Raw genomic sequence first — 14,115 nt, 5'->3', positions numbered from 1 at the left:
TACTTAAATTATTTTAGATATTAGCGTTACGGTGTTGCAAATTATAAAGTTGGGCAAATAATCCTTGTAATTGGAGTAAATCTTGAATATTACCTTGCTCAACTACTTTTCCCTCATTTAGCACAATTATTTTATCTGCTTGTTCGATAGTAGCTAGGCGATGGGCGATTACAATTACTGTGCGATTTTCACTGAGAGTATTGAGAGCTTCTTGAATTAAATGTTCCGAAATACTATCAAGCGCATTTGTGGCTTCATCCAGAATCAGAATCTCTGGATTGCGGACTATCGCCCTAGCTAAAGCAATGCGTTGTCTTTGTCCTCCCGATAAGCGCACGCCGCGATCGCCTACTTTTGTATCATAACCTTGAGGCAATTCACTAATAAATTTATGAGCATTTGCTAGTTTTGCCGCCTCTATAATTTCATTTTCTGTTGCATCTAAACGACCATAAGCGATATTTTCTAAAACTGTGGTGCTAAACATATGCACATCTTGGCTAACAATTGCAATTTGATTGCGCCAGTCAGTTAAGTTGAGTTCTCTAAGCGGATAATCATCAACATATATTTGTCCTGATTCTAGATTATAAAACCGACATATTAAGCCAATCAGTGTAGATTTACCCGCACCTGAAGGGCCTACTATAGCCGTGGTTTTACCTTGAGGAATAAAAATTGAAATATCTTGCAGCGCAGGTTTTTCTGCTACGTTGTAAGCAAAGTTAACTGATTCAAAATAAATTCCTTGCTTTAAACTGTTAAAGTTAATCTTACCTGAACGAATATAAGGTTTATCATCGCTATTTAACAAATATATTACATCTTCTACAGCACTAGACAAAGCAATCAGATTTACCCTAGCCCCATCTAGTTGCTTTACTTGAGGCTGCAAGCGGTAGAGAATAAAAATAAATGTAAGTAGTCTTGGTAGAGATGTTTGGTCTTGCAGTAACGTAATGACTAAAATACACACTAATAAAATTGCCGATAAAACCTCAGAAATCGGATTAACAATTCCGGTGAGTGTATCAAGCTGGAAAAATATATTACGTACCTTTCTAGACACCCTATCAAAACGTTCTTGTTCGTAATCTTCACGCCCAAAGGCGCGAATTACTTTCATTCCAGCTAATCCTTCCCACATCCGGTTAGCCAGTCCAGAATTAGTTTCTACTGCTTGCTGACCTAAGTTTTTGACTTGGCGTGTAACTAGCTGGATAATCACAGATATTAACGCCATCAAAATAGCCACTAATATAGTTAGTTGCCAAGAAAGCAACAGCAGCAAAATTATAAACACAAATATCGTACAACAATTGATGATGATACTCACAAATGCTGATAAAGCCTGACCAGTCCGCCAAGTTTCAGCCGCCAAAGTATTCATCAATTTCCCTGATTCATTCCCTTCTAAAAAACTATAGCTAATACTTAAAAGTTGCCTGAAAATTTTGGAACGCAAATCATGGCTGATGCGTGAATTAAACCAAGCAAATAAAACACTATTACTATAAATTAGCAGGTTTTTTAAAAAAATACTGCCGAGAATACAAACAGCAATAACTATTAAACGGTTATTCGGAGTAATATCCACAAATAAGCGATTGAGCCAATCAACTAAAAAATTGCTATTTCCTGTTTGTAAATCTGCCTGTTCTAAGCTTTGCAATAATGGAATAAATAAGCTAATACCTATCCCTTCAAAAAAAGATGAGAGAGTTCCCAGTAAGACAATTACAGGAATCGCCCAATAATAACCTTTTAAAATAAATAAGATATTGCTATATACATGATTTCGTTTCATTATTTTTTATGCAAGTTTATAGATTATTTTTGATTTACAATAGAAAATGAACGTAAAAATTATGTTTTTTGCGACATCATTTCTAATCTTTGAGACAAAATCATGTCATATATTTTCCATGTTTTTTGTTGTTGGATTTTGATTTGATTGATATCAGTTATTTGATAGTTAGCACTCAAAGGTTTACTTGCTTCTAACCTAGAATGAGATTTTTCTTTAATTAAAGTTTTCAACTGCTGAATTATAATATTTAATATACATTTATACACGCCAGGATGCAAGAGCAACATCACATCTAACCTAACTGCTTTGTACAACAATAGTAGAGCATTCCCATAGTCATCACACTTGAGAGTTTGCTGTGCTAAATAGTATTGAAAATAGCTAGCAGACCAATTAAATATATTATTGGGAATCTCTGGGTGTTTTTTTTGGGAATCTTGCATGACTAAGTTATAAGATTTCTCCATTGATAGATATGACCTAGACATACTTCCATTTACCTGACGATAGCCCACTAAAAATTCTCGCACTACACGGAATTTATAATGTTCAGCTATTCGGAGATAAATGTCCCAATCTTCACAGCCTTGAGCATTCTGCCGTTTTAGTTCACTATTATAGTAACCAACTTTGTCAAAACACTCTCGCCGGATTAATGGTACACTAGCATTACCTATAAAATTTGTGTACAAAAGTTGTTTGTACACCTCTCCTTCTATACTATTTATATGTCGATAATACCAAAAGTTATATTTGCCAATAATAGCATCATCTTCATCAATGAATGCTGACCAAGCATAGACTAATCCTACAGAATCATCAGCATTTAATAGGCATTTTACTTGTTTTTCGAGTTTTTGAGAATACCATATATCATCAGCATCAATAGGCGCAATATATTCTCCCTGAGACTTAGTAATTGCTAAGTTGCGCGCAATGGCAACTCCTTGATTTTGCTGTTTTAGTAAGATGACACGATGATCAGTTTGAGCAAAAGATTCCACAATTTCAGCCGTTTGATCAAGAGAACCATCATCAACTACTAAAACCTCAATATTTTTGTATGTTTGAGATAACACAGAATGTAAGGTTTTGCCTATAAATTTCTCGGCATTATAGGCAGGGATAATCACCGAAACTAAGGGAGTATGTGATTTCATAGGCTTGAGGTTATCCTAAAATCAACTCAACTAATATTTGGCTTGTAATTTTAGTAGTTTGATAGTCAACATGAGTACGGACATGAACATATTGATTGCTTTGGTTTCCAAAGCAACTCAATATGTATTTGATGCTGAACAGAGTTGATTGTTTGATTGTTTACTACTCTGTAAGTATCTAATGTCAGTATACCGAAAAGGTTTCCCAAAGTTTTACTATTCCCTCATTTCCTCTTGGGAATATAAGGACAAGTTTTTGGTATACCAACTTTCGGTAGTATCAACTATTTTACTTGATGTGTTTTACATTACCACAGGCTTGTCATTTATTTTGATAAAACTTCTGTAAAGTACAAGACAATAATGATTAAGTAAGTGGATAAGAGAGTCAAAGATTAACTCTTTACCACCTCTACCTTAAATGATTATCATTATTTATAAATTTTTCGGTGCTTCTCACTCAGATGATTAAGCATTTTAGTATTTATTCAGTGTCTCAGATAACTTTGTCATCAGCATGCAGACTTTCAGGTTGTATGTGATTCTTTGTATTACGAGTTTACAAGATGAGAAGCCCAATAGCTCTGAGCAGTTGGGCTTCTAGTGGTACATCAACGATTGAACAATATATACGAATGTTATGGAGATATTTTAGCTGGTTTGATATTTCTGGCTTTATAGAATGTTTCTAAGCTATCGCGATCGCCTACAAAACGCCAGTGCCAAGGTTCATAACTTACCCCTTGGGAATTATCTTTCGTAAAAGACATCTCAAAGCCAAAGCGGGCAGCATTCGCTTGTAGCCATTTAAAAGCTCTGGTATTTTCAAAGATAACTTGTAGATTCGTCGCGGGTGCGGCTCCATCCCCAATATCCACAGCATAACCGGTATGATGTTCACTATACCCAGGTGGCGCACTCAAAGCTGCTCTTTGGGCTGGGGTTTGATTGCGTTGCGCGCCAATGTTAAAAAATAACTGTTCCTGTTCTTTCACAGCACGAAAGCCAGAAATTGGGACTAAAATCACCCCCTCACTCCGTGCCGCTTGAGCCATCGCCTGATACCTTTCGGCGGCAACTTTTCGCAGTCTGACGCGTCTATCGGCGGTAATTGGTACTAATTCTGATTCAGGTGCTTCTGGGTATGCTAAATGTCCTAATACTACCTCACTATTATTGGGGGAATTAGTCGCCATAGGTGTAGGGCTAGGATTAGCTGGTGCAGTTTCAGACTCGGCGGTTGGTTTGGGTGTAGTCAGGGAAAATAAAAAACCGCTAATAATAGCCAGCAGCACAAAGATTGTTACTCCCCCACCCAGCAAAACCCAGGGTTGCAACTTTGATTTAGGCGCGACATCGGGAGTATCGCGTAAAGCTGCTGGAATATCATCATTAGGTTCACTCCATGAGTTTTCCGGTTTTCCAGAATATCCAGCTTTATTCACAGGTCAACTCCTGCTGATGTTCACAATTCATAACAGATTTTAAACTGAATAGAAATAAACTTATTGGGTAGCATTTTACATTTATATCTTCAGACACAACATTGATAAATCTCCTAGAACTATACGTCAAACTTGTGGGATTAGTCTTAGTAGGATTTACGTTGGGACGAAAGTTACCCAATACAGTACCTACCCGTTTAGCTCAATACCTTTTCTGGGTGGGAGTCCCTATCAGTATTATTGCTTTCTTACGTCAAGCTGACTTATCAGGGCAAATTTGGATTGCTCCGGCGATCGCTCATCTTGCTATCCTACTAGGAGCATTGTTAGCATGGCTAGGAATCAAAGTCCAAACATACTACAACAAAACTAGCCCGGAAAAATCCACTCAAGGTAGTCTGCTATTAGCCGCCATGATTGGTAATACCGGTTATCTCGGCTTTCCCGTCACCTTAGCAATGGTAGGTAAAGAATACTTTGCTTGGGCTTTATTTTACGATTTACTCGGTTCTTTTCCCGGTGCTTATGCTTTGGGTGTGGCTTTAGGTGCGCGTTTTGGTGACAATGGCCAACAAAGTCAAATTACTCAAGTCGCTAAAGCTATCTTGATTAACCCCGCTATCTGGAGTTTCGGCGTGGGTTTGCTACTGCGCCAAGTAGCAATTCCTGATGCAGTCGCATTCACTTTAGATAAATTAGCTTGGACTACAGTTGCTTTATCTTTAGTATTAATGGGGATGCGCTTGGCAAAACTTAATACTTCGGTTAACTTGCCCCAGGTGGGCATCAGCTTAATGATTAAAATGCTGATTGTTCCTGTTATTTTAGGCTGGACTTTGCCATTTTGGGGTGTAACTGGGTCTGCTGCTAAGGTAATTATATTACAAATGGCTATGCCTCCCGCTTTCGCTTCTTTGGTGATTGCGGAAACTTTTAATCTTGACCGTAATCTCGCTGTGTCAACTTTGGCTGTGGGAGTTATGCTTTTGTTGGTGACTTTGCCTATGTGGTTGTGGTTATTTTGAGGGAGGAAAGGGAGGGTTTTTTAAACGCAAAGGAGCGCGGAGGAAACGCAAAGGAGCGCGGAGGTTTTATTGGGAGGAGTTACGCAATATTCCAGCATTGTTGACAGTTAACCGTTAACAGTCAACCGTCAACCAGTTTTTGTCTCGTTTTTAACTGTGTTTTGCTGCTAATTCGGCGGGTGTTAGATGTTCGTAATGTTCAAATGGTTGATGTATCCAGGGATTATCTGGTAAATAATCTATGTAATAGTTGGGTGCGATGACTGAGCAAGCTTTATACCAAATTACTGCGCTGCGAATTTCTGCTATTGGGCTGTTGATGTTTTCTTTGAGCCACGGAATTGTTTCTTTTAGGGTGATTCCAGAGTCTACTAGGTCGTCTACAAGTAAAATGTGTGAACCTAGTTTTTCTGTGGTCGTGGTGAGATGACGGGAAAAGGTTAAGTTACTTCTTTCTTGTTTGCCAGGGCCACTGTAAGATGATGTTGCTAAAATTGCCAAAGGTTGTTGATATATGCGGGACAGTATATCACCTACTCGTAGTCCGCCTCTGGCTAAACAGATAATTTGATTAAATTCCCAACCAGAGTGATAAATCTGAGTCGCTAATTGTTCGATTTTATAGTGATATTCTGACCAAGAAACGTAAAGGTCTGGCATAAGGTAAGTATATTTTAGGAGATACTGAAGGCGATCGCAAACTCTATATTTTAGTATGAGGGCGAAACATTATGAATGATTCTGCTGCTGATGATTATCCCCAAACGACTCAAGTCACCCAAAAACTAAACTTACAAACTAAGTTAGCTTATGGTGCTGGTGATTTAGGCCCCGCAATTACCGCTAATGTATCCATATTTTTTCTGTTACTTTTCTTTACCAATGTTGCTGGTATTCCGGCGGGTTTGGCTGGTAGTGTTTTACTAATTGGGAAAATTTGGGATGCAGTTAATGACCCCGTAGTGGGGGTACTGACAGATAAAACTCAATCCCGTCGTTGGGGTCGTCGTCTGCCTTGGATGTTGTATGGGGCTATTCCTTTTGGGATTTTCTTTTTCTTACAATGGATTGTACCCCGATTTAGTAGTAACCAGAGTAGTAATGTTTGGGCTTTGTTTTGGTATTATGTGGTGATTGGGTTGATTTCCCAGGTGTTTTACACTGTGGTGAATTTGCCTTACACCGCACTCACCCCAGAACTTACCCAAGATTATGATGAGCGTACCAGTCTGAATAGTTTTCGGTTTGCTTTTTCTATTGGTGGGAGTATTCTATCTTTAATTCTGGCACAGATAGTTTTTTCCCGCATTCCTGACCGCCAACAACAATATTTAGTTTTAGCGGCAATTTGTACTGTCATCTCGGTGATATCATTATATTGGTGCGTTTTTGGTGTGCGCGATCGCGTCCTGGCTTTTGAAGCTAAACGCATACAACGTGAAGAACCTGAATCTCTCCCCTTTCTCCAACAACTTAAAATAGTATTTACCAACCGTCCCTTCTTATTCGTCATTGGTATATATCTGTGTTCTTGGCTAGCAGTACAAATCACCGCTAGCATTATTCCTTACTTCGTGATTAACTGTATGTCTCTCCCAGAAGCAGATGTACCTACAACTATGATTGCAGTTCAAGGAACGGCTTTACTCATGTTATTTGTTTGGACATCTGTAAGTAAAAAAATCGGCAAAAAATTAGTTTATTTTCTGGGTATGAGTCTATGGATAATTGCAGCTGCTGGACTCTTTTTCTTACAACCCGGTCAAATCAGTTTAATGTATATCATGGCTGTCATGGCGGGGGTTGGTGTCTCCACAGCTTACTTAGTTCCCTGGTCGATGATACCAGATGTAATTGAATTAGATGAACTGCAAACCGGACAACGCCGAGAAGGGATTTTTTATGGTTTTATGGTATTATTGCAGAAATTTGGGTTAGCATTTGGTTTATTTTTAGTAGGAAACGCTTTGCAAGCATCCGGTTTTAAAGAAGCTGTAGCTGGACAAACTGCACTACCCATACAACCTGAATCTGCATTACTCGCTATTCGCATAGCAGTCGGGCCGTTACCCACCATCTGTTTAATTTTAGGTTTAGTCTTGACCTATTTCTACCCCATCACCCGTGAAATGCACGCAGAGATTCTGCTCAAACTCAAACAACGTCAACAACACCACAATTCTTAGTAGGGTGCGTTAAAGCATAGCGCAACGCACAGTTTATAAATCATCACAAAAACAGGAAATTCCAAAACCTTGTAGAGACGTTGCATGCAACGTCTCTACACTAAAAGACTGATTGCACTAATTCCGAATTTATACCAATGTTAAAAAAGAATGCAACAGATACACAGGCGCAAACCTTTGTGATATTTATCTTTTTGAATTTTGAATTGGTATAAACCCGTATTGCCAGATTTCATCATTAACAATTACACTAAACTGTAGCAAGCATCTGAGGGTTTACACGTATCGTGAACACGCTGGCGGGACGCTACGAAATCATACGACAATTAGGCGGTGGTGGTTTTGCTGTCACATTTCTAGCTAGGGATAATTTCCAACCCAGCAAACCTTTGTGTGTCGTTAAACAACTACATCCCCACCAGACAGAACCCCGCGTTATTGATTTCTTTGAAAAAGAAGCTGCTATCCTGGAAAGACTGGGTAAACATCCCCAAATTCCCCAACTCCTCGCCCATTTTAACCAAGACGACAATCTTTATATTGTGCAGGAGTTTATTGAGGGACAAGACCTGGGTCGAGAAATTATCCCCGGTAAGCGACTGAGTGAAGGTTATGTCACCAAACTTTTATATGATGCCCTAGAAGTTTTATCTTTTGTACATAATCAAGGAGTTATTCACCGCGACATCAAACCCCAGAACCTGATGAGACGAAAACAGGATGGTCAGATTATCCTGATTGACTTTGGGGCTGTGAAAGAGCTTACTACATTCATGCTGAATGCTCAAGGTAAACTCAAGACTAGCGTTCTTATTGGTACAACTGGTTATATATCCTATGAGCAATTTCGGGGTAAACCTTGTTTTGCTAGCGATATATATGCGTTAGGAATAATTGCTATTCAAGCTTTGACTGGTCTTCTACCGTCACAATTAGACGAAGACCCCGAAACATATGAGATTATCTGGCAAAATCAGGCACAGGTGAGTGATTCTCTGGCTGAGGTGTTAACTAAGATGGTGCGCTATCAATCTAGTTCGCGCTATCCTAATGCAGCCGAGGCTTTGCAAGATTTAATGTCAAGAGCATCGCCGATACCGCCCACGATTATAGTCGATATTAACAAGGAATTATATCTGCAAGAAGTCACCCTACGTGCAGAACAACGTCAAGGTAATTTGTCTGTGTTTGCTTTGAGAATACTAGAATCGAAGCGGGTGGAGTTGGGGTTATCTGAGGAGGAAGCAAAAGAAATTCAAGCACAAGTTCTGCAACCCTATCGGGAGTATGAACGGAAGTTAAAGGAGTATGAACAGGCGTTAATTGATGCGGTCAAGGTAGAATATCCCTTTAGTCAAGCTACACAAAAGGATTTGCAAGAATATCAGCAATATTTGGGGTTACGAGATGAAGATATTGCAGCGATAGAAGCACGGGTATTTGCGCCGAAACTAGCTGAATTACAGCGTCAGCAGGAAGCGGAAAGGTTACGTCAAGAAAAACAGCGACAAGCTGAATTACAACGTCAGCAAGAAGCGGAAAGGTTACGCCAAGAACAACAACGACAAGCCGAATTACAACGTCAGCAGCAGGAAGCGGAAAGGTTACGTCAAGAACAACAACGACAAGCTGAATTACAACGTCAGCAAGAAGCGGAAAGAGAACAACAACGACAACGAGAATGGGAAGCATCTAAACCTAAATCTCCCCCAGGTATTCAAACCCAAACTTTTGAATTTGACACCGCCACTATAAAGTTAATGAGTTCAGGGTTTTTAGGTTTAGGCAAAAAGTATGAAATTAACCGCAGTCGCAGATATGCTGAGTATTTCCGGGAAGACTTGGGTAATGGTGTCTTTTTAGATATGGTAGCTATTCCTGGCGGTAAATTTCTCATGGGTTCGCCAGAAGATGAGGAAGGACGATATGATTCTGAAAGTCCACAGCATAACGTCACTGTAAAACCCTTTTTCATGGGTAAATTTCCCGTCACCCAAGCTCAATGGCAAGCTGTTGCTGCTTTTGCTAAAGTCAAGATTGATTTAAATCCCAACCCATCACGTTTTAAAGGTGCTAATCTTCCTGTAGAACGTGTGTCTTGGCATCATGCGGTTGAGTTTTGCGCTAGACTATCTCAAAAGACTGGGAGAATCTATCGTTTACCCAGTGAAGCGGAATGGGAATATGCTTGTCGTGCTGGAACAACTACACCATATTACTTTGGCGACGCTATCACGACAGATTTAGCAAATTACAATGGTAATTACACCTATGGTTCTGCTCCCAAGGGTGAATATCGTCAGCAAACAACAGATGTGGGAAAATTTCCTGCAAACCCCTTTGGTTTATTTGATATGTGTGGTAATATATGGGAGTGGTGTCAGGATGAGTGGCACGAAAATTATATAAAAGCACCGGATGATGGTATTCCGTGGCTATATGGTAAAAATGAATACCGAGTGCTGCGCGGTGGTTCGTGGGACGACTTTCCTGGTAATTGCCGTTCTGCTAATCGCTACGGGGTCAACCCCGCCTTCGACTACTTCAACGACGGTTTTCGGGTGGTTTGCGTGGGTGCTGCGGCGAGGACTAAGTAGCACTTTACACTTTTGCCCTTTTGCTCTTTACACTTTTTTCTTTTCCCTTCTTAAGTTCTCGCGCTTGGCGCGATCAAATTTTTTGGCGATTTTTGGATGAGTAATTAACATAATACATGATGCTAGGGATTTTGGCAAGTGATGTAACTCAAGACGCTTCAGGTAAGGGTGATTGTTGGGGATAATTGCTATTTGAGGAGGCGATCAATAGCTTCTCTACAATGTAGGTTGTCGGTGATGTTCGCTTTACCCTATCTCTAACTCACCTACTACCAAAATCCTCAACTCTGTTACTCGTTTCAAAGCTACATCATTAGTCAAAAAAGCATCACAGTTACTGGTTAAAGCGATCGCTATCTGCAAAGCATCGGCTAACTGAAGGTTGTAACGTATTCGGATGTTAGCAGCATCCCGCGCGATCGCCGCATTAATATCAATAAATTTTACCTCATCACTCAGTAAAACATCTATAAAAGCTTGCTCTAAATCCTTTAATCCCCAACGGATAGCACCCACCAAACACTCAGACAATGTTATGGGAGATATTACAGCAGTAATATCAGTTTCCAATCTTGCAAAAATTGGGTCAACTACATTGACAAACTGCGGATTACGCTCTACAAAATAAATGACTGGTGCTGTATCGATAAATATCTGAGAAACACCTGTCAATGCTTCACTAATTTTCATTCTTCCGTTTTTAACAAACCTTCGCGATACTCATCTCCTTCTCGTCTAGTTTGAGAAACCCACTCTTGAGCATCTTTACCCAATAGTGGATAGGAAGCCATACCTTTTAAATCGCTCCATTTACGTTTTGATGGTGCTGGTATTACGTGCTGTTTCATCCGTTCTACTAAGTACCCCATCACTGTCAATTGCTCTTGTGGAGTGAGTTTGTCAATTTCGTTTAACATTTTTTGCAGTGATAGACTCATCAACTTTATCCCAATAAATCTGATGTGTACAGAATGCGGTGTGGCGATCGCTCTACGTCTAATTTAGATTTTATTGATGTACAATAACAGCGTCTCGACTCATTTCAACGCTATATATTTACAACCTATAACTGTCTTCAGGCTGCAAACCATACCAGTTATACCAGTGACGCACCGCTAACCAAATAGCAGACAACAAACCCGCGATACTCAAAGTCAAACCGCTAAAGGTGACTAATAAACCGAAAACTGGTAATACTGCTCCGGCGATGGTACAAATAATTGCAGCTATGGATGCACTGCGATTGTAACCCAATCCCCAGGTTAAGGTCAGCAATATCAAGGATATCATCCCCCAAGCCAACCCAGCATCCATGTAGCGGCTGAGATAGGTTAAAGTTAGTATACAAGCAAAGAAAATGCTAGCGGCGATCGCCACATTTTTTAAACTCATGGGGATAGATAAATACAGCAGCAATATCCACCACAAAAACAAAGCCGGCGTTAGCAACAACAACCGAGGTAAGATACCCGTTTGACGAATGGGGTTAGTGTTGGTAAACACGCCAAAGGGATTTTTTACCGCCACATTATCGTCAAATATCCAAGTAAATTGCGTGGTACGTCCATCAACTTTAGTCTCACTGGGAATTATACCACTAGCAAAATCAGCCCCAGGAAAGTTAGCAATTGCTGTCAGGCGAAAGTTAGATAATAACTGTGAGGTTGCGCTATAAACCCAACGTGAACCCCCTTGTGCTTGATAGGTGACACGAAAGCTCGTTTCTTCACCCGGTTGTAACTGGAAAGCAAAGCTATAATTACCCGGTTCTACTGGTTCTAGTCTGGTGCGATCGCGTTCTACTTTATAGTTAGACAGTAAGGAATAACCGATGGGTGGCGGTGCTTCAAAAAAGAACTTATCAATATTATTCAGGCGGTTAACTACTTTATATTCAGCACTATAGTCTACACGATAAACCGCGCTACGGTTTTGAACATCTGTGCTTTGGTCTAACTTGACTTGAATTTGCGACCCAGCCAAGGACAGCAACCGATTAATTTCTCGCTGATCATTGACTTTGACTATCTTACCATTTACCTGAGTCGTATAACTAAATGGCTCTTGCATCACATAACGCACTTGCGGCGCGATTTGTTCTAACCTATCTCCAGCTACACTTTGAGCTACTTTCGCTACTTTCGCTTGTTCCCAGTGGTGATAACGATTGCTTAAAGTAGAACAAAGCAAAAATCCTGCTACCAACAATACTAATACTAGACTTAAATGCTGTAAACCCTGCAACATTTGCGAGTAACGAATAGCCCAGTCACCAATGACAATTGCTGATTCTGCTTTTTGATGACGTAAAGCAAAACTGATTAAGGCGATCGCTATTCCCAAGGCTACCACTAAAAACACCAATAACAGCAACCCTGGTAGTAATTGCGAACCAATCTGAATTAACTCTGTTGGATGTGTAATATCAGGTAATCCGGGAATACCCTGACTGGTAGGAGACATTAGCAGTTTTTGAAATAATTTACAACTGTAAGACTGCTAAAGCCTCAGTCAAGTTTCTGTAAAAAAACTGTTACTTGTTAAAATTACTGAGGAGTTTTCACAAAATATTACTAATTATCAACATTCAAATAAGTATATTTACTCTCAAAAACCGTAGTGGAACAACTACGGTTTTTTTGAGTGGAACACTGAACTCTAAACCTAGGTGAACAATGAGAGCCTTACAACTTCAGCTCTTTACCTGAAGTAATCTCTTTGAGAGTTTAACTGGTATACAACAGGTTTGTCATTACTGAAATGATACATTCCAGATGGTGAGAAATACATCTTATTTACCGTCAAATTCTATAAATTTAAACAAAATTAATCCAGTTCAAAAATCTAGTTATACCGTAATATTTCTGATTTTATGAATTTTTTAAATACATTTATCTACTTGTTTGCAAGGTTATTTAGTTATAATTATTACTTAAGTATATTTAGAAAAAATCAGTAACTAAGGTGATCAAAATTTATAGTGTTCACAAGTAAATGTCAGTAAAAATCTGAAGAGTTATGCAAAGGCGACATAATTTTTATTTCGTAGTCGGGGCGGATTGATCAATAATGCCGTCTACCTAGAGATTCACTGCTTTAACCAGCCCTGACTTGAATCCTGATTGTGTGGTGGTAGCGTCTGAAATAAAAAACTCCAGTCTTGATTACAAACCAAATGAGAATTTTTGTGACACTTGCGTAAGTTATGTATAAAATTGGTGATTTGGCTGGGGATCTGAGAAAATTGACCACTAATGCCATAGTCTTTATTCACAAAACCAATGAGCGATCGCTTCCAGTGTCCCCGGTACAACATCACCCTCAAGAATCTTGAAACTCCAGAATCTGATGAGGGATTATGTGATTTTTGCTGGTACGAATACTGTTTTTGTTGGGCTGAGTATTGTCTAGACGCGTGGTTGCAAGCACAAGCCAACTCTGGCTCACCCACTAGCAATGAGCAAGCAACACCAATTCACAATTCAAAATAGCCTATGAGAATTCACAAAGCCAGCAAGTCGGGTGCGTCAAATGTGGAAATCCGTTCATATTTACCAACATATCCGAGGTGAACTACTCCAACTAAGCTGACGCTATAGTTGGAGCTTCCAACTTCACGGAAGATTGCCTCATCTTGGATTTGCGTCCGCGAATTGGTCTTACATCCTCTCCATTGGCGTTAGCCTCCCCCGTCCCAGAGGAGGACAGCATTCTGATGCCTTCTGCTCTAATATTTATCGCTGCATTACCATCTCTATGGTGATGAGTACCGCAGCTTGGGCAAGTCCAAGTTCTCACATCTAGTGGTAACTCCGAAATTTGACAATGACAATTAGAGCAAAGCTTGGAACTAGGGAACCATCGATTTATTTCTATCAACTTTCCACCACTA

Annotated in this window: 12 protein-coding genes; 4 read left to right on the top strand and 8 right to left on the bottom strand. The window is 39.7% G+C overall.

Going from position 1 to position 14,115, the window contains the following annotated elements:
- Positions 1-13: 13 nt before the first annotated feature.
- The 3 genes from A3775_RS09975 to A3775_RS09965 all read right to left on the bottom strand — a co-directional run bounded on the left by A3775_RS09975 (position 14) and on the right by A3775_RS09965 (position 4,415).
- Positions 14-1,807: an ABC transporter ATP-binding protein gene (locus A3775_RS09975; protein ID WP_066424808.1), complete on the bottom strand. Its 1,794-nt coding sequence runs from the start codon at positions 1,805-1,807 to the stop codon at positions 14-16.
- Between the two features lie 59 nt (positions 1,808-1,866).
- Positions 1,867-2,970, bottom strand: coding sequence for a glycosyltransferase family 2 protein (locus A3775_RS09970; protein ID WP_197480124.1), 1,104 nt, complete (start codon positions 2,968-2,970; stop codon positions 1,867-1,869).
- 638 nt (positions 2,971-3,608) lie between these two features.
- Positions 3,609-4,415 (bottom strand): D-alanyl-D-alanine carboxypeptidase family protein, encoded by an 807-nt coding sequence (locus A3775_RS09965; protein WP_066379100.1) that lies wholly within the window; start codon positions 4,413-4,415, stop codon positions 3,609-3,611.
- A gap of 101 nt (positions 4,416-4,516) precedes the next feature.
- On the opposite strand from A3775_RS09965, the gene A3775_RS09960 reads away from it, so the two are divergent.
- Positions 4,517-5,440, top strand: a complete 924-nt coding sequence (locus A3775_RS09960) for an AEC family transporter (protein WP_066379102.1) — start codon at positions 4,517-4,519, stop codon at positions 5,438-5,440.
- A 150-nt stretch (positions 5,441-5,590) separates the two neighbouring features.
- On the opposite strand, the gene A3775_RS09955 is transcribed toward A3775_RS09960, so the two are convergent.
- A complete protein-coding gene (locus A3775_RS09955; protein ID WP_066379109.1) occupies positions 5,591-6,100 on the bottom strand; it encodes a phosphoribosyltransferase in 510 nt (169 codons plus the stop codon).
- Between the two features lie 71 nt (positions 6,101-6,171).
- Here A3775_RS09955 and A3775_RS09950 point away from each other — a divergent pair, with 71 nt between their 5' ends.
- The gene (locus A3775_RS09950; protein WP_066424806.1) at positions 6,172-7,626 is read left to right on the top strand and encodes an MFS transporter; all 1,455 of its coding nucleotides are present in this window, start codon (positions 6,172-6,174) and stop codon (positions 7,624-7,626) included.
- Positions 7,627-7,913: 287 nt separating this feature from the next.
- Positions 7,914-10,223, top strand: coding sequence for a bifunctional serine/threonine-protein kinase/formylglycine-generating enzyme family protein (locus tag A3775_RS09945; RefSeq protein WP_066424804.1), 2,310 nt, complete (start codon positions 7,914-7,916; stop codon positions 10,221-10,223).
- A 246-nt stretch (positions 10,224-10,469) separates the two neighbouring features.
- On the opposite strand, the gene A3775_RS09940 is transcribed toward A3775_RS09945, so the two are convergent.
- The 3 genes from A3775_RS09940 to A3775_RS09930 all read right to left on the bottom strand — a co-directional run bounded on the left by A3775_RS09940 (position 10,470) and on the right by A3775_RS09930 (position 12,686).
- Positions 10,470-10,913, bottom strand: a complete 444-nt coding sequence (locus A3775_RS09940; RefSeq protein WP_066379115.1) for a PIN domain-containing protein — start codon at positions 10,911-10,913, stop codon at positions 10,470-10,472.
- Positions 10,910-11,161, bottom strand: a complete 252-nt coding sequence (locus A3775_RS09935) for a hypothetical protein (protein WP_066379121.1) — start codon at positions 11,159-11,161, stop codon at positions 10,910-10,912. Before A3775_RS09935 ends, A3775_RS09940 begins: the two co-directional genes overlap by 4 nt.
- Before the next feature lie 118 nt (positions 11,162-11,279).
- Positions 11,280-12,686 (bottom strand): hypothetical protein, encoded by a 1,407-nt coding sequence (locus tag A3775_RS09930; RefSeq protein ID WP_066379124.1) that lies wholly within the window; start codon positions 12,684-12,686, stop codon positions 11,280-11,282.
- Positions 12,687-13,504: 818 nt separating this feature from the next.
- Between A3775_RS09930 and A3775_RS09925 the strand changes: the two genes are divergently transcribed.
- Positions 13,505-13,714, top strand: coding sequence for a hypothetical protein (locus A3775_RS09925; protein ID WP_066424801.1), 210 nt, complete (start codon positions 13,505-13,507; stop codon positions 13,712-13,714).
- A 91-nt stretch (positions 13,715-13,805) separates the two neighbouring features.
- On the opposite strand, the gene A3775_RS09920 is transcribed toward A3775_RS09925, so the two are convergent.
- Positions 13,806-14,115: zinc ribbon domain-containing protein (locus A3775_RS09920; protein ID WP_156481593.1), on the bottom strand; the 310-nt coding region annotated here is incomplete at its 5' end.

Origin of the sequence: Anabaena sp. 4-3 (assembly GCF_001597745.1) — a bacterium.
In the GTDB taxonomy this organism is placed as follows: Bacteria; Cyanobacteriota; Cyanobacteriia; order Cyanobacteriales; family Nostocaceae; genus Trichormus.
This window is presented reverse-complemented; position numbering and strand designations above follow the sequence as displayed.